The 25,251-nt window shown below is 63.7% G+C and carries 25 protein-coding genes; 7 read left to right on the top strand and 18 right to left on the bottom strand.

Annotated features, from left to right (window positions below; all coding sequences use genetic code 11):
• Window positions 1–121: 121 nt before the first annotated feature.
• Window positions 122–1,582 carry a metalloprotease TldD gene (tldD, locus tag AB3147_RS08150; protein WP_175124623.1) on the bottom strand — a complete coding sequence of 487 codons (1,461 nt, stop codon included), beginning with the start codon at window positions 1,580–1,582 and terminating at the stop codon, window positions 122–124.
• A gap of 745 nt (window positions 1,583–2,327) precedes the next feature.
• Here tldD and AB3147_RS08145 point away from each other — a divergent pair.
• Window positions 2,328–2,711: an H-NS histone family protein gene (locus AB3147_RS08145; RefSeq protein WP_218345091.1), complete on the top strand. Its 384-nt coding sequence runs from the start codon at window positions 2,328–2,330 to the stop codon at window positions 2,709–2,711.
• A gap of 89 nt (window positions 2,712–2,800) precedes the next feature.
• Here the strand turns inward: AB3147_RS08145 and AB3147_RS08140 are convergent, their stop codons facing one another.
• Window positions 2,801–3,436 carry a DUF4136 domain-containing protein gene (locus AB3147_RS08140; RefSeq protein WP_175124624.1) on the bottom strand — a complete coding sequence of 212 codons (636 nt, stop codon included), beginning with the start codon at window positions 3,434–3,436 and terminating at the stop codon, window positions 2,801–2,803.
• A 151-nt stretch (window positions 3,437–3,587) separates the two neighbouring features.
• Between AB3147_RS08140 and pepN the strand changes: the two genes are divergently transcribed.
• Complete coding sequence (gene pepN, locus AB3147_RS08135; protein ID WP_367351702.1) at window positions 3,588–6,293, top strand: aminopeptidase N; 2,706 nt, start codon at window positions 3,588–3,590, stop codon at window positions 6,291–6,293.
• Between the two features lie 10 nt (window positions 6,294–6,303).
• Window positions 6,304–7,323 carry a class 1 fructose-bisphosphatase gene (locus AB3147_RS08130; protein ID WP_367351701.1) on the top strand — a complete coding sequence of 340 codons (1,020 nt, stop codon included), beginning with the start codon at window positions 6,304–6,306 and terminating at the stop codon, window positions 7,321–7,323.
• 91 nt (window positions 7,324–7,414) lie between these two features.
• Here AB3147_RS08130 and AB3147_RS08125 read toward each other — a convergent pair whose 3' ends face one another.
• The 4 genes from AB3147_RS08125 to alaC all read right to left on the bottom strand — a co-directional run bounded on the left by AB3147_RS08125 (window position 7,415) and on the right by alaC (window position 11,936).
• Window positions 7,415–7,636, bottom strand: coding sequence for a YgdI/YgdR family lipoprotein (locus AB3147_RS08125; RefSeq protein ID WP_056567306.1), 222 nt, complete (start codon window positions 7,634–7,636; stop codon window positions 7,415–7,417).
• Between the two features lie 177 nt (window positions 7,637–7,813).
• The gene (thrC, locus tag AB3147_RS08120) at window positions 7,814–9,223 is read right to left on the bottom strand and encodes a threonine synthase (RefSeq protein ID WP_218345094.1); all 1,410 of its coding nucleotides are present in this window, start codon (window positions 9,221–9,223) and stop codon (window positions 7,814–7,816) included.
• 51 nt (window positions 9,224–9,274) lie between these two features.
• Window positions 9,275–10,579 carry a homoserine dehydrogenase gene (locus AB3147_RS08115; RefSeq protein ID WP_279973229.1) on the bottom strand — a complete coding sequence of 435 codons (1,305 nt, stop codon included), beginning with the start codon at window positions 10,577–10,579 and terminating at the stop codon, window positions 9,275–9,277.
• Window positions 10,580–10,748: 169 nt separating this feature from the next.
• Window positions 10,749–11,936, bottom strand: a complete 1,188-nt coding sequence (alaC, locus tag AB3147_RS08110) for an alanine transaminase (protein ID WP_056567313.1) — start codon at window positions 11,934–11,936, stop codon at window positions 10,749–10,751.
• Window positions 11,937–12,170: 234 nt separating this feature from the next.
• On the opposite strand from alaC, the gene AB3147_RS08105 reads away from it, so the two are divergent.
• The 3 genes from AB3147_RS08105 to AB3147_RS08095 are packed head-to-tail and all read left to right on the top strand — an operon-like array spanning window position 12,171 to window position 14,852.
• Window positions 12,171–12,632 carry an Mth938-like domain-containing protein gene (locus AB3147_RS08105; protein WP_218345095.1) on the top strand — a complete coding sequence of 154 codons (462 nt, stop codon included), beginning with the start codon at window positions 12,171–12,173 and terminating at the stop codon, window positions 12,630–12,632.
• Window positions 12,629–13,093 (top strand): peroxiredoxin, encoded by a 465-nt coding sequence (locus AB3147_RS08100; RefSeq protein ID WP_056567320.1) that lies wholly within the window; start codon window positions 12,629–12,631, stop codon window positions 13,091–13,093. The genes AB3147_RS08105 and AB3147_RS08100 overlap by 4 nt, the downstream gene beginning before the upstream one ends.
• A 55-nt stretch (window positions 13,094–13,148) precedes the next feature.
• The gene (locus AB3147_RS08095) at window positions 13,149–14,852 is read left to right on the top strand and encodes a PhoH family protein (protein ID WP_367351700.1); all 1,704 of its coding nucleotides are present in this window, start codon (window positions 13,149–13,151) and stop codon (window positions 14,850–14,852) included.
• A 70-nt stretch (window positions 14,853–14,922) separates the two neighbouring features.
• Here AB3147_RS08095 and AB3147_RS08090 read toward each other — a convergent pair whose 3' ends face one another.
• The 9 genes from AB3147_RS08090 to AB3147_RS08050 form a co-directional block, all read right to left on the bottom strand.
• Window positions 14,923–15,054 (bottom strand): entericidin A/B family lipoprotein, encoded by a 132-nt coding sequence (locus tag AB3147_RS08090; protein WP_056567326.1) that lies wholly within the window; start codon window positions 15,052–15,054, stop codon window positions 14,923–14,925.
• Between the two features lie 38 nt (window positions 15,055–15,092).
• A complete protein-coding gene (locus AB3147_RS08085; protein ID WP_128827800.1) occupies window positions 15,093–15,788 on the bottom strand; it encodes a fumarylacetoacetate hydrolase family protein in 696 nt (231 codons plus the stop codon).
• A gap of 291 nt (window positions 15,789–16,079) precedes the next feature.
• The gene (gene ppa / locus AB3147_RS08080; RefSeq protein WP_175124630.1) at window positions 16,080–16,610 is read right to left on the bottom strand and encodes an inorganic diphosphatase; all 531 of its coding nucleotides are present in this window, start codon (window positions 16,608–16,610) and stop codon (window positions 16,080–16,082) included.
• Window positions 16,611–16,639: 29 nt separating this feature from the next.
• Complete coding sequence (locus tag AB3147_RS08075) at window positions 16,640–18,277, bottom strand: heme biosynthesis HemY N-terminal domain-containing protein (protein ID WP_175124631.1); 1,638 nt, start codon at window positions 18,275–18,277, stop codon at window positions 16,640–16,642.
• Window positions 18,278–18,281: 4 nt separating this feature from the next.
• Entirely contained in the window at window positions 18,282–19,472 is a 1,191-nt protein-coding gene (locus tag AB3147_RS08070; RefSeq protein ID WP_175138775.1) for a uroporphyrinogen-III C-methyltransferase, read from the bottom strand.
• Between the two features lie 37 nt (window positions 19,473–19,509).
• Window positions 19,510–20,328 carry a uroporphyrinogen-III synthase gene (locus AB3147_RS08065; protein ID WP_367351699.1) on the bottom strand — a complete coding sequence of 273 codons (819 nt, stop codon included), beginning with the start codon at window positions 20,326–20,328 and terminating at the stop codon, window positions 19,510–19,512.
• Window positions 20,328–21,269: a hydroxymethylbilane synthase gene (gene hemC, locus AB3147_RS08060; RefSeq protein ID WP_367351698.1), complete on the bottom strand. Its 942-nt coding sequence runs from the start codon at window positions 21,267–21,269 to the stop codon at window positions 20,328–20,330. Before hemC ends, AB3147_RS08065 begins: the two co-directional genes overlap by 1 nt.
• 9 nt (window positions 21,270–21,278) lie before the next feature.
• Complete coding sequence (locus AB3147_RS08055; protein WP_255357201.1) at window positions 21,279–21,401, bottom strand: hypothetical protein; 123 nt, start codon at window positions 21,399–21,401, stop codon at window positions 21,279–21,281.
• A complete protein-coding gene (locus tag AB3147_RS08050; RefSeq protein ID WP_218895259.1) occupies window positions 21,388–22,086 on the bottom strand; it encodes a TerC family protein in 699 nt (232 codons plus the stop codon). The genes AB3147_RS08055 and AB3147_RS08050 overlap by 14 nt, the downstream gene beginning before the upstream one ends.
• Between AB3147_RS08050 and AB3147_RS08045 the strand changes: the two genes are divergently transcribed.
• Complete coding sequence (locus tag AB3147_RS08045) at window positions 21,973–22,248, top strand: hypothetical protein (RefSeq protein WP_254594178.1); 276 nt, start codon at window positions 21,973–21,975, stop codon at window positions 22,246–22,248. The genes AB3147_RS08050 and AB3147_RS08045 overlap by 114 nt on opposite strands.
• Here the strand turns inward: AB3147_RS08045 and AB3147_RS08040 are convergent.
• From AB3147_RS08040 to sucC, 3 genes are all read right to left on the bottom strand, one after another.
• Window positions 22,222–22,920, bottom strand: a complete 699-nt coding sequence (locus tag AB3147_RS08040; RefSeq protein ID WP_105238013.1) for a TerC family protein — start codon at window positions 22,918–22,920, stop codon at window positions 22,222–22,224. The two genes, AB3147_RS08045 and AB3147_RS08040, sit on opposite strands and share 27 nt — an antisense overlap.
• Window positions 22,921–23,184: 264 nt before the next feature.
• Entirely contained in the window at window positions 23,185–24,066 is an 882-nt protein-coding gene (gene sucD, locus AB3147_RS08035; protein ID WP_056567350.1) for a succinate--CoA ligase subunit alpha, read from the bottom strand.
• 21 nt (window positions 24,067–24,087) lie between these two features.
• Window positions 24,088–25,248 carry an ADP-forming succinate--CoA ligase subunit beta gene (sucC, locus tag AB3147_RS08030; protein ID WP_056567354.1) on the bottom strand — a complete coding sequence of 387 codons (1,161 nt, stop codon included), beginning with the start codon at window positions 25,246–25,248 and terminating at the stop codon, window positions 24,088–24,090.
• Window positions 25,249–25,251 lie beyond the last annotated feature (3 nt).

Here is a 25,251-nt window from a genome sequence, read left to right as displayed (position 1 = left end):
AGAAAACCAAAAAAATAAAAATAAAAGGCGGGGGACGCGAATTTCATGGGGACCGACTCTAGCACAGTTTTTTGAGGGCGTCACGCCGGATTTTTGCCGGATGCCGCCCCCATTTATGCCATCAGGCCGTGCCGCCGACCGTCAGGCCTTCCATGCGGACCGTCGGCATGCCGACACCGACGGGCACGCTCTGGCCGTCCTTGCCGCAGGTGCCCACGCCAGAATCCAGCTGCAGGTCGTTGCCGATCATGGTGACGCGGTTCATGGCGTCGGGGCCATTGCCGATGAGCGTGGCGCCCTTGACCGGATACGTAACCTTGCCGTCTTCGATCATGTAGGCCTCGGAGGCCGAGAACACAAACTTGCCATTGGTGATGTCGACCTGACCGCCGCCAAAGTTGACGGCATACAGGCCCCGCTTGACCGAAGCCACGATTTCGTCGGCGGGCTTGTCGCCAGCGAGCATGTACGTGTTGGTCATGCGCGGCATGGGCAGGTGCGCGAAGGACTCGCGGCGGCCGTTGCCGGTGGCGGCGGTCTTCATCAGGCGCGCATTCAGCGTGTCCTGCATGTAGCCGCGCAGAATGCCGTCTTCGATCAGGACGTTGCGTTGCGTGGCATTGCCTTCGTCGTCGATGTTGAGCGAACCGCGGCGGTCGGGAATCGTGCCGTCGTCGATCACGGTGACACCCTTGGACGCCACGCGCTCGCCGATGCGGCCGGAGAACACGCTGGATCCCTTGCGGTTGAAGTCGCCTTCCAGGCCATGGCCGACGGCTTCGTGCAGCAGGATGCCAGGCCAGCCCGAGCCCAGGACAACCGTCATTTCGCCGGCCGGTGCGGGACGCGCCTCGAGGTTGACCATGGCTTCGTGCACCGCGCGCTCGACATAGCCCTGCAGCATCTCGTCGGTGAAGTAGGCCAGGCCCAGCCGACCACCGCCGCCGGCGTGACCCATTTCGCGACGGCCATTGCGTTCCGCAATCACGGTGAGCGACAGGCGCACCAGGGGACGCACGTCTGCGGCCAGGCGGCCGTCGCTGCCCGCGACCAGCACCACGTCATATTCCGCGCCCAGTCCGGCCATGACCTGGATCACGTGGGGATCGCGCGCCCGCGCCATGCGCTCGATGCGCTCGAGCAGTGCGACCTTTTCGGGCGCGCTGAGGCTGGCGACGGGGTCGATGTCCGCATACAGGCTACGGCCCATCTCGGCCTCGACGTGAGCGGCGACCTTGACCTTGCCGGCGCCGCGGCGCGCGATGCCGCGAACGGCGTGCGCCGACGACAGCAGCGCGTCGGGCGACAGGGAATCCGAATAGGCGAATGCGGTCTTTTCGCCGCTGACGGCCCGGACACCCACGCCCTGGCTGATGGAGAAACTGCCCGTCTTCACAATCCCTTCTTCAAGACTCCAGCCTTCGCTGCGCGTGTACTGGAAATACAGGTCGGCGTAATCGACCTTGTGGGTGAAGATTTCACCCAGTGCCCGCGCCATGTCCGCTTCGGTCAGACCCCAGGGGTCGAGCAGAAGGGATTTGGCGGTGGCCAGGGAAGCAATGGCGGGATCGATGATTTTCATAGGCTCAGTTCAGGAACGGCACCGGGGCCGCGCATGCGCGTCATGGCGCTCAAGACCGTATCGTACCGCCGACAAGGACCCGGCGTCGCGCCGGACACCAAAAGTCGCGGTGCGGCGCAGTGGCAAGTGCGGCACGCCATGCGGGACAAAATGATCTCGCATTATCTTGCCCATACAGATGGGGGCGGCATACTGGGCATCAAGTTAAGTATCAAGTTAAGCAATTACGCCCGGACCGCATTGCCTATCAGACGATTTCGATCTTGTCGTACGACCTGACAACAAAATGAAATCCGAGGGACGGAACACCGTCGTTCCAGGGGTATACCAACGCAGGGGGGTCACAAAGCCATAATGTATAACGCGTGCGTTTGCGACAAATTCAGCACGCAGCGAGCGCTCGGTTATTGACGCCAGACTCGCTTCGATAGTTCCCCGCGCTAGCTTGCAGACCGACGATTCGTCAGCCTGCAAGCCATTCTTGGGGTTGTCCGACAATCAACGATCCCAATGCAAACCCGTTAGCCAAGCGGCCGCTTGTTTCAGTTTGTCCCAAATTTAAGATATTGCTTCCTATGTTGTGAAAATTGCGGCGACCCGCAAGCGATAAGCCTTCCCGCGCTTTTGATACAAAGTAATTAGTCTGAGAATGACGATACCCCGACTTAAATTCTGTATTATGCGAAGCACAACAAATAAATAACTTCGCCGGCGATTAAAGCAGTTCCATAATCAGGAATAAACCATGGCCCGAGAAACCTACGCAGCTCTGCAAGCAAAGATCGAAAAGGAAATCAACAAGCTCCAAAAGAAGGCCGAAGTCCTCCAGACGAAGCGCCGCAAGCCGGTGATCACGTCCATCATCACGTCGATGCGCGAGTACGACATCACGCCTGAAGAAATCATCGCCGCGTACGGCGCCGGCAAGCCCGCCCGCGCTGCCACGGGGGGTCGCCGCAAGGCCGGCGCCCCCGCCCGCGCAGGCGGCGCCGCAAAGCGCGCGGTGGCGCCCAAGTATCGCCACCCCCAAACCGGAGAAACCTGGAGCGGCCGCGGCAAGGCGCCGCGCTGGCTCGCTGCCGAAGAAGCCGGCGGCGCAACCCGCGAGAGTTTTCTTATCAAGGAATAAAACCTATTCCTCAGTAAGAAATAAAAACGGCGCACCATCATGGTGCGCCGTTTTTATTTTAGGAAACCACCGCCGAGAACCTTCCCGGCTCAACGCGCGGGGAATTGAATCTCTCGTTCAGCGCCGTTATTGCCGGGGAAATTGTCGAATATGGCGCGCACCAGATAGGGCATGGTGCGAAGCAAATCATCGCGCTCGCTCAATATGAAGGCGGTCGAACGGTATACCTCGGCACCGCCCTGCTGGGTATCCCGTATGAAGAGCGACAGCGAATTGCGCTGGACCACCATGGGCACGTCGACCCAGTCCGGACCCCAGAAACCCGCGCCCATGCCCCACGGTCCTGGCCCATAAAAACCGCCATAGCCGCCATAGAAATACGGATCGTACGGACGGCGCACCATCACCTGCGTCTGTGTGGTGCCATAACGGAACGACACCTCGAAGCGGGCCTTTACGCCTTGGCGGGCTTCGACCAGACCCGTAGCGCCGATACCCGCGCGCACCATGTCCTGGAACGACTGATATTCCAGATTATTGATTTGGGATGGGTCGGCGGGAACAAACTGATAGGTCTGGCCTTCGACAGCCGCCGGCCATTGCTGAAACGACGTCACGCGGGCCGAGACGGTCGGCGCGGCGCAGCCCGTCAACGTCATCGCCCCCAGGACGGCAAGAATACCGGCCCACCGGCCAAGACTGCTGAACCAAGACGACCTGGACATTTGCGACTCCTTAAGCGCACGACGGCGCCATCATAACGAGCTTTGACATAAGCGCTTGCCAAAAGTTTTCAGGCTAGCCCGTAAGCCCAAGGTTCCGCTCATCGGCCAGCCACTACAATAGCCTTCTTGTTCATACAGGACTGCAAATCCCATGCGCACCGACACGCCCGTTACCGTTTACCGCAAGGATTACCAGCCCTACCCCTACGAAATTCCCGAAGTCGCCCTCGCCTTCGACCTCGCGCCCGACGCGACCGAAGTGCGCTGCACGATGCACGTGCAGCGCAGGCCTGAGGCCAGCGCAGACGCCGCCCTGATCCTGGACGGAGAAGAGTTGGAACTCGTGTCGGTAGGCGTGAATGGCGAGCCGCTGCCCGCCGCCAGCTACCAGCTGTCCGAGCACACCCTCACGCTGCGTGGCCTGCCCGCCGACGCCACGGTTGAAATCGTCAGCCGCTGCAAGCCGTCCGCCAATTCCACCCTGATGGGTTTGTACGTGTCGGGCGGCAATTTCTTCACGCAATGCGAGGCCGAAGGCTTCCGCCGCATTACGTGGTTTGCTGACCGCCCCGACGTCATGTCGCGTTATCGCGTGACGCTGCGCGCGCAGCCCGAGTATCCCGTGCTGCTGTCCAACGGCAACCTGATCGCCTCGCGCCAGTTGCCCGACGGCCGCAACGAGGTCGAATGGGAAGATCCGTTCCCCAAGCCCTGCTATCTGTTCGCGCTGGTGGCGGGCAACCTCACGCATCGTGAAACCACGGTCAAAACGGTCAGTGGCCGCGATGTGCTGCTGCAGGTCTACAGCGACCCCGGCTCCGAAACCAAGACCGAATGGGCGCTGGATTCGCTGGTGCGTTCGCTGCGCTGGGACGAAAGCCGTTTCGGGCTTGAACTGGACCTGGACCGCTTCATGATCGTGGCCGTCCATGACTTCAATATGGGAGCCATGGAAAACAAAGGCCTGAATATCTTCAACGCGGCTTACGTGCTGGCCGATCCGCAGACGGCCACCGACGCGAACTACGAAGGTATCGAATCGGTCATTGGGCATGAATACTTTCACAACTGGACTGGCAACCGCGTCACCTGCCGCGACTGGTTCCAACTGAGCCTGAAAGAAGGCCTGACAGTCTTCCGCGACCAGGAATTCAGCGCCGACATGATGGCGCGCGACATGGACGCCGCAGCCGCGGCCAGCGCGCGCGCCGTCAAGCGCATCGATGACGTCGTGGCGCTGCGCGCCGCGCAGTTCCCCGAAGACGCCGGCCCCATGGCGCATCCGATCCGTCCGGAAAGCTACCAGGAAATCGGCAACTTCTACACGGCCACCGTGTACGAAAAAGGCGCCGAGGTTATCCGCATGCAGCACACGCTGCTGGGCGAAACCGGCTTCCGCGCGGGCATGGACGAATACTTCCGCCGCCACGACGGCCAGGCCGTAACGTGCGACGATTTCGTCGCCGCTATGGAATCGGTTTACGTCAGGCAGCATCCCGGCCGCGACCTGTCAGTGTTTCGCCGCTGGTACCGGCAGGCCGGCACGCCCCGCGTTTCGGTCAGGCTCGATCACGACGCCGCCGCGCGCCGTTGCACCGTGACACTCACCCAGTCGTGCCCGCCCGTCGGCGTCGAAAAGAAGGCCGGCCCGGACTACGTCAAAGCGCCCTTCCACATTCCCTTTGCGATCGGCCTGCTGGACCGCGATGGCAACGCGCTGCCGCTGCGCCACGAGGGCGCCGTCGTGGACACCGCACTGTTGGAACTGACCACGCAAAGCCAGCAATGGGTGTTCGAAGATATCGCCGAACGGCCGGTGCCTTCGCTGCTGCGCGACTTCTCCGCGCCGGTCATCGTCGATTACGACTGGTCCAACGAGGAACTGGCGCTGCTGTCCGCACACGATGGCAATCCGTTCGCGCGGTGGGAAGCCGGCCAGGAACTGGCCACCCGCCAGATTCTGGCGCTCGCGGACGCCCGCCAGGCGGGCCGTACGCTGCACGCCGAGGCGGCTTTCATCGACGCCTGGCGCGCGTTGCTCACCGATCCCGCACTGGATGCCGCCTACCGTGCGCGCGCCTTGGCGCTGCCGTCGGAAAAGACACTGGCCGAACGCATGCAGCAGGTGGATCCGCCCGCTCTGGCCGTGGCACGCGACTTCCTGCGCGCCGAACTGGGCCGTCAACTCCAGGCCGAGTTCCGCCGCGCCTTCGACGAGAACCAGACGCCGGGCGAGTACAGCCCTGCCCCGATTCCCGCCGGCATGCGCGCCCTGAAGAATCTGGCGCTCAGCCACCTGATGGCGGCCGGCGAGCCCGAAGCTCAGCGCCTAGCCGAACAACAGTACGCCAATGCGGGCAACATGACCGACAGCATGGCCGCGCTGACTGCCCTGATCAATTTCGGACAAGGCGACTTCCCGCAGCAGGCGCTGGCCGCTTTCTATACGAAATGGAGCGCCAATCCGCTGGTGGTGGACAAGTGGTTCGCGTTGCAGGCGGCCGCCCGCTCGACAACCGTGCAGACCGCCCGCGAGCTGATGAAGCACCCGGCCTTCACGCTGCGCAACCCCAATCGCGCCCGCGCGCTGATTTTCCAGTTCTGCCTCAACAACGCCCGCGGCATGCACCATCCGGACGGCTCGGGCTATGCCTTCTGGGCCGAGCAGGTACTGGCGCTGGACGCGCTGAACCCGGAAATCGCCGCGCGCCTGGCGCGTGCGCTGGACAACTGGTCGCGCTTCGTCCCCACGCTGCGCGGGCCCATGCAGGCCGCGCTTGAAAAAGTGCGCCAGCACGACGGCCTGTCGCGCAACGTGCAGGAAATCGTATCCAAGGCTTTAGAATTCGCCGCATAGGGAGATCCTTTTGAAACGTAAAACACTGACTCAATACCTGGTGGAGCAGCAACGCTCCGCCCAAGCCCTGGCGCCGGAAGTCCGGCTGCTCATTGAAGTGGTGGCGCGCGCCTGCAAGGCCATCAGCCATGCGGTCAGCAAGGGCGCGCTGGGCGGCGTGCTTGGCAGCCTGGAAAGCGAAAACATCCAGGGCGAAGTCCAGAAGAAGCTGGACGTGCTGTCCAACGAGATCCTGCTGGAAGCCAACGAATGGGGCGGCCACCTGGCGGCCATGGCCTCGGAAGAGATGGAAACCATCCATCTGATCCCGAACCGCTACCCCAAGGGCGAATACCTGCTGCTGTTTGATCCCCTGGATGGCTCGTCGAACATCGACGTGAACGTCTCCATCGGCACCATCTTTTCGGTGCTGCACGCGCCGCATGATGTGTCGGGCGCCCCCGTCTGCGAAGACGACTTCCTGCAGCCGGGCAACAAGCAGGTGGTGGCCGGCTACGCTGTCTACGGTCCCCAGACGATGCTGGTGCTGACCATCGGCAACGGCGTCGTGGGCTTCACGCTGGATCGCGAAATGGGATCGTGGGTGCTGACGCACGAGAACATCCGCGTGCCGGAAGACACCAAGGAATTCGCCATTAACATGTCGAACATGCGGCACTGGGCCCCGCCGGTCAAGCGCTACATCGACGACTGCCTGGCTGGCTCCACCGGCCCGTTGGGCAAGGATTTCAACATGCGCTGGATCGCCTCGATGGTGGCGGACGTGCATCGCATCCTGACCCGCGGCGGCATCTTCATGTACCCGTGGGACGCGCGCGAACCCGGCAAGGCCGGCAAGCTGCGCCTGATGTACGAAGCCAACCCCATGAGCTTCCTGATCGAACAGGCGGGCGGCGCGGCCATCAACGGCACGCAGCGTATCATGGACATCCAGCCTGAAAAGCTGCACCAGCGCGTGAGCGTGATCCTGGGCTCCAAGAACGAAGTCGAACGCGTGGGCCGCTACCACGCCGAGGACGCGGGCAAGTAAACCTCGCCCGTTCATTCCGCACCAAAATAAAAGCCCCGGCCATGACAGCCGGGGCTTTTGCTTGGTGCAGACAGTAAAGAGTCAGGCTGGCTTACTTGACCTCTTCGATCGACTTCACGTCGTCCTTGTTGATCTGAACCTTCTTGCCGTTCTGTTCGTATTCATACATGCCCGACTTCTTGTCGTATTCGGGCTCGTCGGGCGCTACGGTCGAAGATCCGTCGCGTTGGTTGATAACCGAAGGCGACGAGCATCCGGCCAGTACTCCAACGCCGGTCATCACCAGGGCCAACGTCATGGTCTTCAGGTTCATGGTCGTGTTCTCCGAGTGTTGAATAGTGATTTCACTCTAGCCGAATCGACCCCCGAAATCGTGTCGGGTTGTGCGCAAAATGCTTAAGAACGTAATCGGACCTGGCCCCAATAAAGAAAAACCCCTCTAAGGGCGCGCCTGAGAGGGGTTGCAACCGTATACAAGCGGCAAGCGTGCTTACACCTTGGCGTGCGCCTCGATGAAACGGCGTACGGACGCTTCGTCGCAGTCCATCACTTCGACGCGCTGCGGCAGCGATTCAAGATCGGCGAGGTTGCCGGGCGGCGTCGCGGGACGGCCAAGCGCTTCCTCGATGGTCTCGGAGAACTTGGCCGGCAGCGCGGTTTCCAGCACGAGCATGGGAATGCCCGGCTCGACGAATTCGCGCGCGACCTTCACGCCATCCGCGGTGTGCGGGTCAACCAGCACGCCAGTAGCGTCGTACAAGGCGCGAATCGTCGCCAGACGGTCCACATGCGAGCTGGCGCCCGACACGAAGCCATACTGCGACTCGAACTGATCCTTCATGTCGGACAGATCGAACGCGCCATCCCGCGGCAGCGCCGTCCACAGCGCCTTCACGCGATCGGTATCGCGGCCCACCAGATCGAACACGAAGCGCTCGAAGTTGGAGGCGCGCGAGATATCCATCGACGGGCTGGAGGTGGCGTACGTCTGCTCGGCGGGACGCGGACGATACACGCCGGTACGGAAAAACTCTTCCAGCACGTTGTTCTCGTTCGTGGCGAGCACGAGGCGGCGGATCGGCAAGCCCATGCGGCGGGCAATGTGACCCGACAGGATGTTGCCGAAGTTGCCCGACGGCACGGCAAAGGACACTTGCTGTCCGGCGCGTTCGGTGGCGCGCAGCCAGCCGTGGAAGTAGTAGACGACCTGGGCGGCAATGCGCGCCCAGTTGATCGAGTTCACGGCGCCCAGGCGATACCGGTTCTTGAAGTCCAGGTCGCCGGCCAGCGACTTGACGATGTCCTGCGCCTGGTCGAACACGCCGCGCACGGCGATGTTGTGGATGTTCTCGTCTTGCAGCGAATACATCTGCGCGCGCTGGAAGGCGCTCATGCGGCCGTGCGGCGACAGCATGAACACCGCCACGCCCTTCTTGCCGCGAAGCGCGTATTCCGCCGCCGAGCCCGTGTCGCCGGAGGTGGCGCCCACGATGTTCAGCGTGGTGCCGCGCTTTTCCAGCACGTATTCGAAAACCTGGCCAAGAAACTGCATGGCCATGTCCTTGAACGCCAGCGTCGGCCCTTCCGACAAGCCCAGCAACGACAGCCCGCCGTCGAGCGGACGCAGCGGCACGATGTCCTCGCTGCTGAAGATTTGCGGCGTGTAGGCGGCGCGAGTCAGACGGCGCAGGTCGTCCGCAGGAATGTCCGTGGCGAACAGCGACAGCACTTCGAATGCCAGGTCGGCATACGACAGGCCGCGCCAGGATTCCAGCGTTTCAGCGGAGACCTGGGGCAGCGTCTGCGGCACGGCCAGCCCGCCGTCGGGCGCCAGGCCTTCGAGCAGGATGTCGGAGAATTCGAGCGGGGCCATGCCCCCGCGCGTCGAGATGTATTTCATATCAATGGCTCCTCGATGGGCCGGACTCCCTGGCGAGGGAGCCAGGCTTCATCAGGTCAGGTTCTCCACGCGCAGACGCGTCACCTTGGACCGCACGAACGGCAGCGACTCGATGCGCTCGATGGCCTGGTTGACGTTGCCTTCCATGGCCTCGTGCGTGAGGAAGATGATGTCCGCGCCGCCGATGTGCGACGGTTGCTGGATCATCGAACCGATGGAAATGCCGCGGTCGGCCAGGATGCGGGCGATGTCCGCCAACACGCCCGGCTGATCGTCGACGCGCAGGCGCAGGTAGTAGGACGTGCTGACCTGTTCAATCGGCAGGATGGGCGTGTCCGACATGGCGTCCGGCTGGAAGGCCAGATGCGGCACGCGGTTGCCCGGATCGGCGGTGTGCAGGCGCGTGACGTCGACCAGGTCGGCCACGACGGCCGAGGCGGTGGGCTCTTCGCCCGCGCCCTGCCCGTAATACAGCGTGGGGCCGACGGCGTCGCCCTTGACCAGCACCGCGTTCATCGCGCCTTCGACGTTGGCCAGCAGACGCTCGGACGGCACCAGCGCCGGGTGCACGCGCAGTTCGATGCCGTCGGGGCGGCGCTTGGTGATGCCAAGCAGTTTGATGCGGTAACCCAGACGCTCGGCGTGCTCGATGTCTTCGGCTGCCAGTTGCGAGATGCCTTCGATGTGGGCGCGGTCGAACTGCACGGGCACGCCGAATGCCAGCGAGGCAAGCAGCGTGAGCTTGTGCGCGGCGTCCACGCCTTCCACGTCGAACGTGGGATCGGCTTCGGCGTAACCCAGGCGCTGGGCTTCGGCCAGCACGTCGGCGAACGGCAGGCCGCGCGAACGCATTTCGGACAGGATGAAATTGGTGGTGCCGTTGATGATGCCGGCCACCCACTGGATGCGGTTGGCGGTCAGGCCTTCGCGGATCGCCTTGATGATGGGGATGCCACCGGCGACGGCGGCTTCAAAGTTCACCATCACGCCGCGCTCAGAGGCGGCGGCGAAGATCTCGTTGCCATGCTTGGCCAGCAGCGCCTTGTTGGCCGTGACCACATGCTTGCCGTTGGCGATGGCTTCCAGCACCAGCTCGCGGGCCAGGGTGTCGCCGCCGATGAGCTCGACGACGATGTCGATCTCAGGATCGCGCACCAGCGCGTGACCGTCCGTATCAACCGCGATGGAATCGCCCACGCGGGCGCGGGCCTTTTCCACGTCGCGCACGGCGGCGCGAACGACTTCAATGCGGCGGCCGGCGCGGCGCGCGATTTCCTCGGCGTTGCGGGACAGCACGGTCCACGTGCCGCCGCCAACCACGCCAAGACCCAGCAGACCCACCTTCATGGGTTTCATCGCGCCGCCCTCTGCGGGCGGGCGTTGAGGGGAATTCATTTCACTTCTCCATAATCCTGTGCATGAAGCTGTTGCCACCCGATCGCGATGCCGCGGATCCGGCTCCGCCGGTCCGCAGGCATGCCCCCTCAGAGGGGGAAGCGCGCAGCGCTGCGGGGGTGGGCACCCATCACTTCAGCAGACCGTCCTTGCGGAACATATCTTTGATGCCGCGCACCGCCTGGCGGGTGCGCTGCTCGTTTTCGATAAGAGCGAAGCGCACGTATTCGTCGCCATACTCGCCGAAGCCGATCCCGGGGGACACGGCCACTTTCGCATCCGACAGGACACGCTTGGCAAATTCCAAAGAGCCCATCGCCCGGTAGGGTTCGGGGATCTGCGCCCAGATGTACATGGACGCCTTGGGAATTTCCACATTCCAACCTGCTTCATGCAGGCCGCGCACGAGCACGTCGCGGCGGCTTTGATACTGCGCCACGATTTCGTTCACGCAGTCCTGCGGACCGTCCAGCGCGGCGATGGACGCCACCTGGATCGGCGTGAACGTACCGTAGTCGTGATAGCTCTTGATGCGCGCGAGCGCGTTCACGAGCTCGCGGTTGCCGACCATGTAGCCGATGCGCCAGCCCGCCATGTTGTAGCTCTTGCTCATCGTGAAGAACTCGACGGCGACGTCGCGCGCGCCGGGCACCTGCATGATGGACGGGGCCACGTAGCCGTCGAACGTGATGTCGGCGTAGGCCAGATCATGCACGACGAGGATGTCGTGTTCCTTGGCCAGCGCGACCACGCGCTCGAAGAACGACAGGTCGACGCACTGCGCGGTCGGGTTGCTGGGAAAGCCCAGCACCATCATCTTGGGCTTCGGGATGGATTCGCGCACGGCGCGTTCCAGTTCCTCGAAGAAGTCCACGCCCGGCGTCATGCGCACGGAACGGATGTTGGCGCCGGCGATGACGGCGCCATAGATGTGGATCGGGTAGCTGGGATTGGGCACCAGCACGGTGTCGCCGCGGTCCAGCGTGGCCAGCATCAGGTGGGCCAGGCCTTCCTTGGAACCGATGGTGACGATGGCTTCGGAGTCCGGATCGAACTCGACCGCGTAGCGGCGCTGATACCAGTCACAGATCGCCTTGCGCAGACGCGGGATGCCCTTGGACACCGAGTAGCCGTGGGTGGTGGGACGGCTGGTCGCCTCGACCATCTTGTCGACGATGTGCTTGGGCGTTGCCCCATCCGGATTGCCCATCGACATGTCGATGATGTCTTCGCCACGCCGACGCGCCGCCATCTTGAGCTCGCCGGTAATGTTGAAAACGTACGGGGGCAAACGCTCGATGCGAGAGAACTTCCTCATGATGGGAATCCTTAGGGGCGAAAAGGCAAAAAGACCAGGGCGCGGTCGCGCGAAGGGGAAAGGGGGCTTAGAACCGCGCCAGCACACGATTGCAGCGCAGCAAAACCCTGTAATCTAGCGCAACGACGCCTGAGGGGCAAATGGGAAAAAAAAGCCCCTTTTCCCTCGTGGATACGTTGCAACATGCGCCGTGTCCGATGCGCTATTATCAAGCACGTATAGCCGGAGTTTTTATTGAAGCTGCATACCGATCCTGCGACGGCCGCTCTTAACACTGTCACCGCTTACGGCGATGGCTATATCGAGGTCAACCAGGTACGTTTTTCCTCCTCGGTCGCTTTCGGCCCCGAAGGCGAAGTGACCATCTGGCCCGTTGAGTCGCCGGCCGACATTACCTCCTCCCTCTTGCTCCAGGCAGCCGGATTGTCCGAGCCCGCCCGCAACCCCCTGGATTTTCTGGATGCCCCGGAAGCCGCGCCCAGCCGGCCGGCCAACGCGCCCGAAGTCCTGCTGGTGGGCACCGGCGGCAAGCAGCTGTTCCTGCGCCCTGAAGTATTGCGTCCCCTTTTGGCCGTGGGCATTGGCGTGGAAACGATGGACACCCACGCCGCCTCGCGCACCTACAACATCCTGATGGCTGAGGGACGGCGCGTGGTCGTCGCCCTCATCCCGCCCAATGGAGCTACCAGTCAATGACGCCGAGCATAGGCAAACCCGCCCCGCTGTTCACCGCCGAAAGCACGATAGGCCCCATCAGCCTTGAACAATGCCAGGGGCGGGCCGTGATCCTGTATTTCTACCCCAAGGACAACACGCCCGGCTGCACCACCGAAAGCCAGGATTTCCGCGATCTGCATGGCGACTTCCTGTCGGCCAGTGCGATCGTGATCGGCATCTCGCGCGACTCGCTTAAGTCGCACGAGAATTTCAAGGCCAAGTACGAGCTTCCTTTCCCTCTCATCTCCGACGCCGACGAAACCGTCTGCAACCTATTCGGCGTCATCAAGCAGAAGAACATGTATGGAAAGCAGGTGCGCGGCATCGAACGCAGCACCTTCTTGATCGACGCCTATGGCGTGCTGGTGCAGGAGTGGCGCGGGGTGAAGGTCCCGAACCACGCGAAGGAAGTCCTGCAAGCCGCCAAGAGCATCGGTTAGCCGCACAGGAAACCCGTCAGGCGCTATAGCCGGCCCAAACAGGAGAGTGACGCATATGCCGCTTCCGAAGTTGCCTACCCGCCCCGCAGCCATCCTGACCTTCCCCTCGGGCGAATCCGCCCGGGCGCAGGCCCGCACGACCAAGACTGCCGCTGCGCGGTCCAACACTCAGGCTGCCCTCGCCGACGACGAGGACGAGCTGCTGGTCCAGCCAGAACTTGATGGTCTGGCGGCGCCGGCGCGCAAGGCCCACACGCCGTCCCCTGCCCACGAAACGCCGCCGGCCGCCCCGGCCGCGCCCCCCGCCCGCGCCCCAGCGCGCCAGGCCAAGGCCACGCCCGCGCCGGCCAAGCGCAGCAAGGCGCGCGCCGAGAACGCCCCGCGCAAGTTGTTCGTGCTGGACACGAACGTGCTGCTGCACGACCCCAGCTCGCTGTTCCGCTTTGAAGAACACGACATCTTCCTGCCGATGATGACGCTGGAAGAACTGGATCACCAGAAGAAGGGCATGTCCGAGGTGGCGCGCAATGCGCGTCAGGTCAGCCGTTCGCTGGACTCGCTGGTGCAGGACGCCACGCACCTTGACGAAGGGCTGGAACTGGCAAAGCTGGGCAACAAGGACGCCACCGGCCGTCTGATGTTCCAGACGACCGCCATCCACAGCACCCTGCCCTCGGACCTGCCGATGGGCAAGGCCGACAACCAGATCCTGGGCGTGGTGCGCGCCCTGCAGGAAAAGTACCCGCAGCGCGAGGTCGTGCTGGTGTCCAAGGACATCAACATGCGCCTGAAGGCGCGCGCGCTGGGCATGGCCGCCGAAGACTACTTCAACGACCACGTCCTTGAAGACTCGGACCTGATGTATTCGGGCGTGATGCAGTTGCCCGAAGACTTCTGGAACAAGCACGGCAAGGACGTCGAATCCTGGCAACAGGGCGGCACCACCTTCTACCGCATTCACGGCCCGCTGTGTTCGCAGTTCGTCGTCAATCAGTTCGTCTACTTTGAAGGCCAGATGCCGCTGTATGCGCAGGTACGCGAAGTCAGCGGCAAGATGGCGGTGCTGGCCACCCTGCGCGACTACACCCACGGCAAGAACAATGTCTGGGGCATCACGGCGCGCAACCGCGAGCAGAACTTCGCCATGAACCTGCTGATGAACCCGGAATGCGATTTCGTGTCGCTGCTGGGCCAGGCGGGCACCGGCAAAACGCTGCTGGCGTTGGCGGCGGGCATCACGCAGGTGCTCGAAACCAAACGCTATACCGAGATCATCATGACGCGCGTCACGGTGCCTGTCGGTGAAGACATCGGTTTCCTGCCTGGCACCGAAGAGGAAAAGATGCTGCCCTGGATGGGCGCGCTGGAAGACAACCTCGACGTGCTGAACATGGGCGATGGCGAAGGCAACGGGGACTGGGGCCGCGCGGCTACCATGGACCTCATCCGCTCGCGCATCAAAGTGAAGTCCCTGAACTTCATGCGCGGCCGCACCTTCCTGAACAAGTACCTCATCATCGACGAAGCGCAGAACCTGACGCCCAAGCAGATGAAGACGCTGGTCACCCGCGCGGGTCCCGGCACCAAGGTGATCTGCCTGGGCAACGTCGCCCAGATCGACACCCCCTACCTGACAGAAGGCAGCTCCGGCCTGACGTTCGTGGTCGACCGCTTCAAGGGCTGGCCGCACTCTGGCCACGTCACGTTGCAACGCGGCGAACGTTCGCGCCTGGCCGACTACGCGGGCGACGTGCTGTAGAACGTTTTCCACGTCACAAGCAAAAAGCCCCTTGATTGCTCAAGGGGCTTTTTTTACCGCCGCGCGCCGATTATTTGTCGGCGGCGTTGGTGATGGCATTGCCCGCCCGGGACACATCCTTGCCCATGCCGGCAACGGTATTGCAACCGGCCAGCACGAAGCCGAATACGACAAAGGCAGTCAGCACAAACTTGCCGCGCATGCTCTAACTCCAAAATGAAAAGATGAAAGCGCCTATGCTCAGGCGATCTGCACGCGCAGTTCGCCCAGGCCTTCGACGCCGCCAGTGATCACGTCACCTTGGCGCACGGCGCCCACGCCTTCAGGCGTACCGGTGAAGATGATGTCGCCGGGCTGCAGTTCAAACAGGCCCGACAGATAAGAAATGCTTTCCGGAATGTTCCACAGCATCTGCGAAATGTCGCTGGATTGCTTGCGCTCGCCGTTGACGTCCAGCCAGATGGCGCCCTTGTCGAGCGTGCCGACCACGCTGCGCGGGTGGATGGGACCCAGCGGCGCGGACTGGTCGAACGCCTTGCCGATTTCCCAGGGACGGCCCTGCTTCTTCATTTCGCCTTGCAGGTCACGGCGGGTCATGTCCAGACCCAGCGCATAGCCCCACACGCATTCGTTGGCCTGATCGACGGGGATGTCGCGGCCGCCCTTGCCCAGCACCACGACCAGCTCCATTTCGTAGTGCAGGTTGGACGTCTTGGGCGGGTACGGCATCTTGCCGGTTTCGCCATCGGCCACGAACAGCACCGCGTCGGCGGGCTTGCAGAAGAAGAACGGATCTTCACGGCCGGTGAAACCCATTTCCTTGGCGTGTTCGGCGTAATTGCGGCCGACGCAATACACGCGGCGCACGGGGAACAGCGCGGCGCTGCCGGCAACGGGAACCGCGACGGGCGGCTGGGGAGGCAAAACGTAGTCCATGAGCTATCAACCTATGACAAATACGTGACCGGAAAAACCGGGAAAAATATTACCCCGACGCGCGCGCGCTTGGCTTGCCCTGTGACCCCGCGATGGGGCGGTGTTGTTGTTGGGCGGCCGGGCGTTTGAAAAAGCACTCGCGAGTGTAGCCCTTTCTGCGGCCAAAGCGAGTGCCGGATGGATCGGAAGCCCCACAAGACAACGGCGCGGCTGCGACTGGCCGCAGCCGTCGCGGCCGCGCCGCAGGAAAGTGCCAGCCAGCGCGATGATGCCGGCTGGCCGATAGCCCGATCAGCCCTTGGTGTAGCGCTCGGCGCTGCGCACGATTTCCTCGTGTGCGGCGTCCACGCCCTTCCAGCCCTTGACCTTGACCCACTTGCCCTTTTCCAGGTCCTTGTAGTGCTCGAAGAAGTGCTGGATGCGGGAGATGTCTTCCGTCGGCAGATCTTCGTAGGACTTGATGTTGCGGTACGGGGGGTACAGCTTTTCGATCGGCACGGCCAGCAGCTTGGCATCGCCGCCCGACTCGTCGTCCATTTCCAGCACGCCGATGGCGCGGCAGCGCACGACGGCGCCGATCTGGATCGGGAACGGGGTCAGGACCAGCACGTCGGCGGGATCGCCGTCTTCGGACAGGGTCTGGGGGATGTAGCCGTAGTTGCACGGGTAGTGCATGGCCGTCAGCATGAAGCGGTCAACGAAGATCGCACCGGAATCCTTGTCGACCTCGTACTTCACCGGGTCGGCGTTCATGGGGATTTCGATGATGACGTTGAAGTCTTCGGGCAACTTCTTGCCAGGGGAGACGCGATCAAGACTCATGGTTCAACCTTGTTTGTCTGAAAAGATATTCAAATCGAGCCGTCGTCCTTGAACGGCGGCTTGGTGGTCGGCACGGGCGCCGCGGGCGGCGCCGGCTTGGCGGCGGGCGCCGCGGGCGCAGGCATCGGCGCGTACGTGGGCACCGGCTCGTCGAAAGCGGCAGCCGGGATCGGCGCGCTGTCGAAGTATTCATCAATGTCGGACGTGCCGCGTGCCAGCGGCGCATCTTCGGGTGCAAGGGCGCGGTCGTGCTGTGCCTTGCTGACGCGCGCGTCCGGGTCCAGCACGTAGTCCGAGGCCGACGCGGCGACGGGCGCTGCCGCGGCACCGGCGGGCAAGGCCGGGTAATCGCCGCCGACGTCCGTGTCGCTGTCGGTGTCCGACAGGCCGACGGCATAGCCGCCTTCGGCGTCCACGCGGTAGGGATCCGAACCGGTGTCCGCGGCGGGAAGCGCTGCATCCGAGGCCAGCACGGGCAGAGCCATGCTGGCGGCCGTCGCCAGGCGCCAGTGGCGCACGGCGTCGACCGGGCGATCCAGGCGATCGTAGAGACTGCCCAGCAATGCATGCGTCTGCGCATCGCTGCGTCGCGCGAGGCTGCGCAGCAGATAGCGTTCGGCCTGCCCCCAAAGCTGGCCGTTCAGGCACAGCATGCCCAGCGCAGTCAGCAGGTCGGGATCGGTGGGACGTTGATGCAGCCAGGTTTCGGCCTTGGCCAGGCGGCGCGACACGTGTTCGGCGTCGCAGCGCGCGTAGGCCGCCACCAGGGCGGGATTGAACTTGACGGCGATGGCCGACTCCAGCACGCGGGCGGCTTCGTTGGGTTCGCCAGCGGCTTCGAAGGCCGCCGCGCCCGCCAGGGCGATTTCAGGCAGCAGGCGCTCTTCGGCCTTGAGGTCTTTCCAGATGGGGCGCCAGGCATCCTGGCCTGCCGCAGCCCGCAGGCGCGCGGCGCCGGCCGCGTCGATCAGCACGTCGGCTTCGGGGCGGCCCAATGCATTGCGGCGCAGAAGACCGCGCGCCAGCGTGAAGACCTGCTCTTGGTGATTCAAGGCCGTATGTGCGCGCAGCAGCAGGCGCATGGTGTGCAGATGGCGCGCGCCACCGTCGGCCAGTGGCCCCAGCACGGTCAAGGCCCGCTCGGCGCGGCCCTGATCCAGCAGCATATCGGCGGAAACCGTGGCCGTGGCTTCAAGCAGGCCGGGATCCGTGCCGGCCTGTTCCTGCGCGTTGGCAAGCAAGCGATCGCGCCGGTCGAATTCACCGAGACCATGCGCGGCACGGGCGGCCGACAGCGCGGCCAGGACTCGGCGCGTGCGGACCTTGGTCTGGTCCAGAAGCTTCGTCAGGTCTTTTTCGGCATGGGAATAGCGGCCTTCGAGAAGACCAATCCAGCCACGTTCCAGCAATTCATGGTCGCGCGCCTGGGCACGCTTGCCGCGCCAGGCTCGGACGCGATCGGGAATGGCGAGCAGCCAGGCCAGCAGGCGCAGGCCGACATACAGGATGATGAACGTCGCGACGATGAGCAGGACGGCGAGCGTCAGCGACATCTCGATGCGCCACGGCCACACCAGAAGCAGCACGTTGCCCGAATGCGAGCGCAGAACCACCGCCAGGGCGACGGCGACGACGGCGAGCAGCAGGGTCCAGAACCAGGTACGCATGAGCTCAGTCCTGCTCGCTGGTCTTGAAGCCCGCGGCGCGCAAGGCCGCGACGGCATTCAGGCTGTCCGCCACGTCCGGCATGCGCACGGCGATGTCGGTCTGGGCCAGTTCACGCGCGAGGGTTTGCGCGGCGACGGTGTCGGGCGAACGGCCATCGAAGTATTTGGAAAGCGTCGAACCGACGTTATCGAGCTCGCTCTTCCAGACGGACGGCTGGCGCATCAGCATTGCCAATTGCGCCGTCAGCAGCCGCTGGCGCAGCGTGCCGCGCACCTGATCGGCTTGCTCGGGCGACAACAACAGCGCGGCAGGTTCATCCACGCGCTGGATGGTGATGAGTCCGCCAAGTTCATGGGCCAGCGCGGAGCCCGCGCGGCCAGGCCACGAGGCGACTTCGGCGCGCCAGCGCTGCCACCAGGGCGCGTCGGCGGGGAGCCCTGCCTGCGGATCAACGACGGGGGCCGGCGCGGGCGGCTGGGCCTGGCCTACCGGCGCCACGCCGGGCGACACGGTGTCGGGCACCAGCAGCGGCGCCTTGCCGATCAGCGCGACCAGGCGCTCGATGCGGCCCGACTGGGCGGGGATATCGACGGTGGACACGGCGCGCAGTCGGTCCAGGTCGCCGTTGATGGATTGCTGCAGGCTGGAGAAACGCGGACGGTCGGCGCGCGCCAGGCGCGATTGGGCGGTTTCCAGCGCAACGATCGCGTTGGAGACATTGCCCGCCAGACGCAATTGCTGGTTGGCGATCGTCAGCAGCCGCTCGACGTCGTTGGCCAGCAATTCGTCGCTGGCGCTGTCGTTGAAGTTCTGCCAGGCCTGCTGCAGGGCGTTGTACTGGCTTTGCGTCTCGCGCAGCGTGTCTTCGAGTTCGGCGACGCGGCCCGACTGCGCCTGCGCCAGAGCGAGGGCTTCGCGGGTGTCCTTGCGGGCTTGCGCGACGTCGGCACCGAGCGTATCCAGGCGCGTTGCGACTTCGCGGCCGGCGGAGACGAACTGAGTGCGTTGCTTCCACAGCGCATAACCCAGGCCAACGGCCAGCAGGATGACGATTATCAGGGCGGTGACCAAGGGGCCACTGCCGCGCTTGGCCGGACGGGCCTTGACGGAGGCGGCCGGGGCCGATGCGGACGCGCTTGCGTCCGGGGCGGCCGGATGAACGGCCGAATCGGTAGCGGGAGTCTTATCTGTCATGACGCGATTGTATTCGGTGTCAGTCCGAACCAACGAATCAAGCAGCAACAAAAGCCTGGAATATCGACTCGTCGTTCGGCACGCAGATTTTTACCATCGCCGATCCAGCCGCGCCATGGCAGGACGGTGGCAGGCGGCGCACCAGCGAGGGGTGCGTGATCACAAAGCGGCAGCGCAGCCACCAGTCAGTCAGACCTGCTGCGTGAAGCTGATTCTGGACGGCGTCTGCGCCCTCCCCGCTGGTGAGCAACCAGGTGGCGATAACACCCGTATCGGCCCAGCGCCGCACGTTAGCGAGCTGATCAGGCGTCCAGCGAGCCGGCTGCCGCTGGTAGGCGGCGTGACGCACTACGTGGACACCATGGGCCTCGAGTTTGTCGCCGAGCCAGTCGCGTCCCTGGGTGCCACGCACCACCAGCACGCGCGCGGGCAGCGTAGGCTGGGCCTCGAGCACTCGCCACAGCGCCTCGGAATCGTGGGTGGGTGCGGACTCGTCCGGATGCAGAACTGTTGTATTCGCGCCAAAGAAGCCCGTCTCGCGCAGCGCCTGTGCGCTGGCGGGCCCGACCGTGGCCGCGGCCACGCCCGCGGGCCAATCGGCGGCGCCTTCAGCCTGGGAAAGCTGGTTCAGGTACTGGCGGGCCGCATTGCCGCTGACGAACACGACGAGGTCGAACGCCGAAGGCCGGGGCAGGTCTTCGGATGCGACGGAGATGGGATGGATTTCAAGCGCGGGCAGGATGCACGGCTGCCAACCGGCGCCCTGCAGGCGGCCCGCCAGCGCTTCGTTGCGCCCCGCTGGCCGCGTCAGGATGGCGATGCGCGGCCCTTCGGCGGCTGCAAACGCCGGATCCATCAGTGCGGCTCGTTGTGCAGGAGTTCGCGCAGGATCGCCGCGGCGCCCGCGTCCAGCAATTCGGAGGCGGCGGCTTCGCCGATGGCTTCGGCCTGATCCACCGGACCAGTGTGCGTGGCGTGAACGATGCGGGTGCCGTCGGGCGACGCGACCAGCGCGCGCAGCGACAGTGTGTCGCCGGCGATCTGGGCAAACGCGGCCAGGGGCACCTGGCAGGAGCCGCCCAGCTTGCGAGACACAGCGCGCTCCGCGAGCACGCAGGCGGTGGTGTCTGTGCTGACCAGCGGCGCGAGCCACGCACGCATGTCGTCGCGATCGTCGCGGATTTCGATGCCGAGAGCGCCCTGCCCTGCGGCCGGCAGGCTGTCGGCCGGGTCGAGCAGGCTGCGAATGCGCTCGCCCATGCCAAGACGTTCCAGACCCGCCGCCGCCAGCACGATGGCGTCGTAGTCGCCTTTGTCGAGCTTGCCGAGGCGCGTATCCAGGTTGCCGCGCAGGGGCTTGACCACTAGGGCGGGAAACCGGGAACGGATCTGGGATTCGCGGCGCAGACTGGACGTGCCGACCACGGCGCCCGCGGGCAGGTCCGCCAGCGAGGCATACCGGTTGGACACGAAGGCATCGCGCGGATCCGCACGATCGAGGACGGCGCAAAGCTCGAACGGGGCTTGCAGATCCACCGGCACGTCCTTGAGGGAGTGAACGGCGAGATCGGCGCGCCCGTCGAGCAGCGCGTTTTCGAGTTCCTTGACGAACAGACCCTTGCCGCCCACCTTGGACAGCGTGCGGTCGAGGATCTGGTCGCCTCGGGTTGTCAGGGTAAGAAGTTCAACTGCGCACGCTGGGTACAGCGTGCGCAGCCGATCGCGCACATGCTCGGCTTGCCACAGGGCAAGCCGGCTGGCGCGGGTCGCAATGACCAGACGTTGCGGCAGAGACACGTGATGCCATCAAACGAAGTTGGAGACGATGATCGTCGCGACTACGCCGAGGATGGCCAGCACGAACAGACCCTGAAGAAGGCTCAGGCCCGATTCGGATTGCTGGGGATCGGTGGATCTACGCAGACTCATGTGCTGATTCCTTGGAAGCGTTCTTGCGGCTTGCAAGCCACCGTCCAAGGACAACAACGAGCAAGGCGCCAATAATTTCAGCGGCGATTTTAACCGTAGTCGGCTGAACGCCAAATTGACGCTCGACAATAACGTCGGTGACCAGCATGCCGCCGGCGATCCAGCCCAGGAGGCCCGCGCCGAAGGTGACGACCAGCGGATAGCGGTCGATGAGCTTGAGCACCAGCGTGCTGCCCCAGATGATGATCGGCACACTGACGACCAGGCCGAAAATGACCAGGCCCAGCTGATGGTCGGCATGCGCATTCTGCGCGGCGCCGGCGATGGCGATCACGTTGTCCAGGCTCATCACGAAGTCAGCAATGATGATGGTCTTGATCGCGGCGACGATGGAAGTGCCGCCCTTGATGTCGCCATGCGCATCGTCTTCGGGAACCAGAAGCTTGACGCCGATCCAGACGAGCAGCAGCGCGCCCACGACCTTCAGGAACGGGATGTTCAGGAGCTGCATCGCGAAGGCGATCAGGACGACACGCAGGATGATTGCGCCCGCGGTGCCCCACAAGATGCCTTGCATGCGCTGCTTGGGCGCCAGGTTGCGACACGCCAGCGCGATCACGACAGCGTTGTCGCCGCCGAGCAGGATGTCGATAAGGATGATCTGAAATACCGCTGCCCAACTCAGCGTCTGAAAAAACTCAAGCACTTTGAACCCCCGAAGGCATTTATGAAAAGAATGGCCGGTCCCGGCCCGGCCGCCCTGCCGCGCGCCTTCGCGCGGCAGGTTTATTTAGAAAAACATATTATTGTAGTTCAGCTTTCAGTCAGCTTTCTGGCGCATCAGTAAAACTTTACCAATCAGCAGCACCAGCACTGCACCGAGTGCGCCCGACATCAGCGCGAAGCTATGCTGCGTCACACCCAGCGCGGCGTCAATACGCGCAACGGGCTCTTGCAAAGCCGGATCGCCCACCAGCAGTTCGCCCGCGATGAAGCCCAACAGCGCCGCACCGACCCAGACGATGAGCGGGAAGCGTTCGATGACCTTCAGGAGCAGCGTGCTGCCAAAGATGACCAGGGGAATACTGATGGCCAGGCCGAGCACCAGCAACGTCGTATCGCCCATTGCCGCGGCGGCGACGGCCACCACGTTGTCCAGGCTCATGACCAGGTCGGCGATCATGATGGTGCGGATGGCGGTGAAAAGATTGCCCTGCGTCTTGCCGGCGCCGTCTTCTTCGCCTTCCGGCAGCAGCAGCGTAACGCCGATGTAGACCAGAAGCAGTGCGCCGATCAGCTTGAGCCACGGCAGCAGCAACAACTTGGCCGCCACGAGCGTCAGCACGATACGCATGATGATCGCAGCGGCGGAACCGACCACGATCGCTTTTTTCTGTTGTGCCGGAGGCAGTGAACGCGCCGCCAGCGCAATAACCACGGCGTTGTCGCCTGATAGCAGAATGTTGACCCAAATGATCTGGAGCAACGCGATCCAGAATGCCGCTGAACTGAGTTCCATGCCTCTCTTTCCTAGGTGTGATCCCCCTAGGAGAAAACCAAATTAATGGATGAATTTGAACGGAGAAACGTACTGACCGTCTTGGTGCGAGCCCGACGGCATTCTTGCTGGTACGCGCAAAATTTCTTTCATTATAGTTTCGTTCAGCTTTCCGTATGATTGCCCCGACCGCTTCCTGGACGCGGGATTACCCTAAGAAATCACCAAAAAGATGGACGAAAAAAAGCCCGCCGAAGCGGGCTTTTTATTGCGCAATGCTGAGACTTACAGCACCGACTTGAGCAGCTTGCCCATTTCGGAGGGGTTGCGCGTGGTGCGGATGCCGCAGGCTTCCATGACTTCCAGCTTGGCGTCGGCCGTGTCGGCGCCGCCGGAGATCAGCGCGCCGGCGTGGCCCATGCGCTTTCCGGGAGGGGCGGTGACGCCAGCGATGAAGCCGACGACCGGCTTCTTCATGTTGTCCTTGGCCCACTGCGCGGCGTTGACTTCGTCCGGACCGCCGATTTCGCCGATCATGATGACGGCGTCGGTGTCGGGATCGTCATTGAACAGCTTGAGCACGTCGACGTGCTTCAGGCCGTTGATGGGGTCGCCACCGATACCGACAGCGCTGGATTGGCCCAGGCCCAGTTCGGTGACTTGCGCCACGGCTTCGTACGTCAGGGTGCCCGAACGGCTGACGATGCCGATGCGGCCCTTGCGGTGGATGTGACCGGGCATGATGCCGATCTTGATTTCGTCCGGGGTGATCAGGCCGGGGCAGTTCGGGCCCAGCAGCAGCGTCTTGCTGCCCTTGGCCTTCATGCGGTTCTTGACTTCGAGCATGTCGCGGACCGGGATGCCTTCGGTGATGCAGATGACCAGTTCCAGCTCGGCTTCGACGGCTTCCCAGATGGCGGCAGCGGCGCCGGCGGGCGGCACGTAGATGACCGACACGGTGGCGCCGGTGTCAGCCTTGGCGTCCTTGACCGATGCGAAGATCGGCACGCCTTCGAAGTCTTCACCCGCCTTCTTGGGGTTCACGCCGGCCACAAAGGCGGCCTTGCCATTGGCGTACTCACGGCACATGCGGGTGTGGAACTGGCCCGTCTTGCCCGTGATGCCCTGGGTGATGACCTTGGTGTCCTTGTTGATCAGAATCGACATTGTGAATCCTTGATTTTCTCTTTACTTGACGGCGGCTACGACGCGGGTGGCAGCTTCGGCCATCGTGTCGGCGCTGATGATGGGCAGACCCGATTCAGCCAGCATCTTCTTGCCGAGCTCTTCGTTGGTGCCCTTCATGCGGACGACCAGCGGCACGTTCAGGTTGACGGCCTTGCAAGCAGCGATCACGCCTTCGGCGATGACGTCGCAGCGCATGATGCCGCCGAAGATGTTGACCAGGATGGCCTTGACGCTCTTGTTGGCCAGCATGATCTTGAAGGCTTCAGTCACCTTCTCGGCCGTGGCGCCGCCGCCGACGTCCAGGAAGTTGGCCGGCTCGCCGCCGAACAGCTTGATGGTGTCCATCGTGGCCATGGCCAGGCCGGCGCCGTTCACCAGGCAGCCGATGTTGCCGTCGAGCTGGATATAGGCCAGGTCGAACTTGCTGGCTTCGATTTCAGCGGGATCTTCTTCGTCCAGGTCGCGGTAGGCGACGATTTCCGGGTGACGGAACAGGGCGTTGGAGTCGAAGTTGAACTTGGCGTCCAGGGCGATGATGTTGCCCTTGCTGTCGCGGTTCAGGGGGTTGATTTCGACCAGGGAGGCGTCGGTGTCCATGTAGCACTTGTAGAGCTTCTGGAACACGTCAACGGCCTGGGCGGTCGAGTCGGCGGGCAGGCCGATCGCGTTGGCGATCTTGGTGGCTTGCTCGGCGGACAGGCCGGTCAGCGGGTCGATGTATTCGGTGATGATCTTTTCGGGCGTGGAGTGAGCCACTTCCTCGATGTCCATGCCGCCTTCGCTGGAAGCGATGAAAGCGACATTCTGCGTGGCGCGGTCGGTGACCAGCGACACGTAGTATTCCTTCTGGATGTCGGCGCCGTCTTCGATGTACAGGCGGCGAACCTTCTGGCCTTCGGGGCCGGTCTGGTGCGTGATGAGCTGCATGCCCAGGATTTCGGAGGCCAGCTTGCGGACGTCGTCCAGCGAGCGGGCCAGCTTGACGCCGCCGCCCTTGCCGCGGCCACCCGCGTGGATTTGTGCCTTGACGACCCAAACCGGTCCACCCAGCTTTTCAGCGGCAGCCACGGCCTCGTCGACGGAAAGAGCGGGGATCCCGCGCGGCACGGGGACGCCAAATTGCTTCAGCAGTTCCTTGCCTTGATACTCGTGGATTTTCATGTG

Source organism: Achromobacter animicus, from assembly GCF_040775605.1.
Taxonomy (GTDB): domain Bacteria; phylum Pseudomonadota; class Gammaproteobacteria; order Burkholderiales; family Burkholderiaceae_B; genus Achromobacter; species Achromobacter animicus.
This window is presented reverse-complemented; position numbering and strand designations above follow the sequence as displayed.

Coding starts and splice junctions, on each gene's coding strand:
- tldD (WP_175124623.1), bottom strand. CDS start 1,582: ATGAAAATCATCGATCCCGCCATTGCTTCCCTGGCCACCGCCAAATCC.
- AB3147_RS08145 (WP_218345091.1), top strand. CDS start 2,328: ATGGCCCGAGAAACCTACGCAGCTCTGCAAGCAAAGATCGAAAAGGAA.
- AB3147_RS08140 (WP_175124624.1), bottom strand. CDS start 3,436: ATGTCCAGGTCGTCTTGGTTCAGCAGTCTTGGCCGGTGGGCCGGTATT.
- pepN (WP_367351702.1), top strand. CDS start 3,588: ATGCGCACCGACACGCCCGTTACCGTTTACCGCAAGGATTACCAGCCC.
- AB3147_RS08125 (WP_056567306.1), bottom strand. CDS start 7,636: ATGAACCTGAAGACCATGACGTTGGCCCTGGTGATGACCGGCGTTGGA.
- thrC (WP_218345094.1), bottom strand. CDS start 9,223: ATGAAATACATCTCGACGCGCGGGGGCATGGCCCCGCTCGAATTCTCC.
- AB3147_RS08115 (WP_279973229.1), bottom strand. CDS start 10,579: ATGAAACCCATGAAGGTGGGTCTGCTGGGTCTTGGCGTGGTTGGCGGC.
- alaC (WP_056567313.1), bottom strand. CDS start 11,936: ATGAGGAAGTTCTCTCGCATCGAGCGTTTGCCCCCGTACGTTTTCAAC.
- AB3147_RS08100 (WP_056567320.1), top strand. CDS start 12,629: ATGACGCCGAGCATAGGCAAACCCGCCCCGCTGTTCACCGCCGAAAGC.
- AB3147_RS08095 (WP_367351700.1), top strand. CDS start 13,149: ATGCCGCTTCCGAAGTTGCCTACCCGCCCCGCAGCCATCCTGACCTTC.
- AB3147_RS08090 (WP_056567326.1), bottom strand. CDS start 15,054: ATGCGCGGCAAGTTTGTGCTGACTGCCTTTGTCGTATTCGGCTTCGTG.
- AB3147_RS08085 (WP_128827800.1), bottom strand. CDS start 15,788: ATGGACTACGTTTTGCCTCCCCAGCCGCCCGTCGCGGTTCCCGTTGCC.
- ppa (WP_175124630.1), bottom strand. CDS start 16,610: ATGAGTCTTGATCGCGTCTCCCCTGGCAAGAAGTTGCCCGAAGACTTC.
- AB3147_RS08075 (WP_175124631.1), bottom strand. CDS start 18,277: ATGCGTACCTGGTTCTGGACCCTGCTGCTCGCCGTCGTCGCCGTCGCC.
- AB3147_RS08070 (WP_175138775.1), bottom strand. CDS start 19,472: ATGACAGATAAGACTCCCGCTACCGATTCGGCCGTTCATCCGGCCGCC.
- AB3147_RS08065 (WP_367351699.1), bottom strand. CDS start 20,328: ATGGATCCGGCGTTTGCAGCCGCCGAAGGGCCGCGCATCGCCATCCTG.
- AB3147_RS08055 (WP_255357201.1), bottom strand. CDS start 21,401: ATGAGTCTGCGTAGATCCACCGATCCCCAGCAATCCGAATCGGGCCTG.
- AB3147_RS08040 (WP_105238013.1), bottom strand. CDS start 22,920: ATGGAACTCAGTTCAGCGGCATTCTGGATCGCGTTGCTCCAGATCATT.
- sucD (WP_056567350.1), bottom strand. CDS start 24,066: ATGTCGATTCTGATCAACAAGGACACCAAGGTCATCACCCAGGGCATC.
- sucC (WP_056567354.1), bottom strand. CDS start 25,248: ATGAAAATCCACGAGTATCAAGGCAAGGAACTGCTGAAGCAATTTGGC.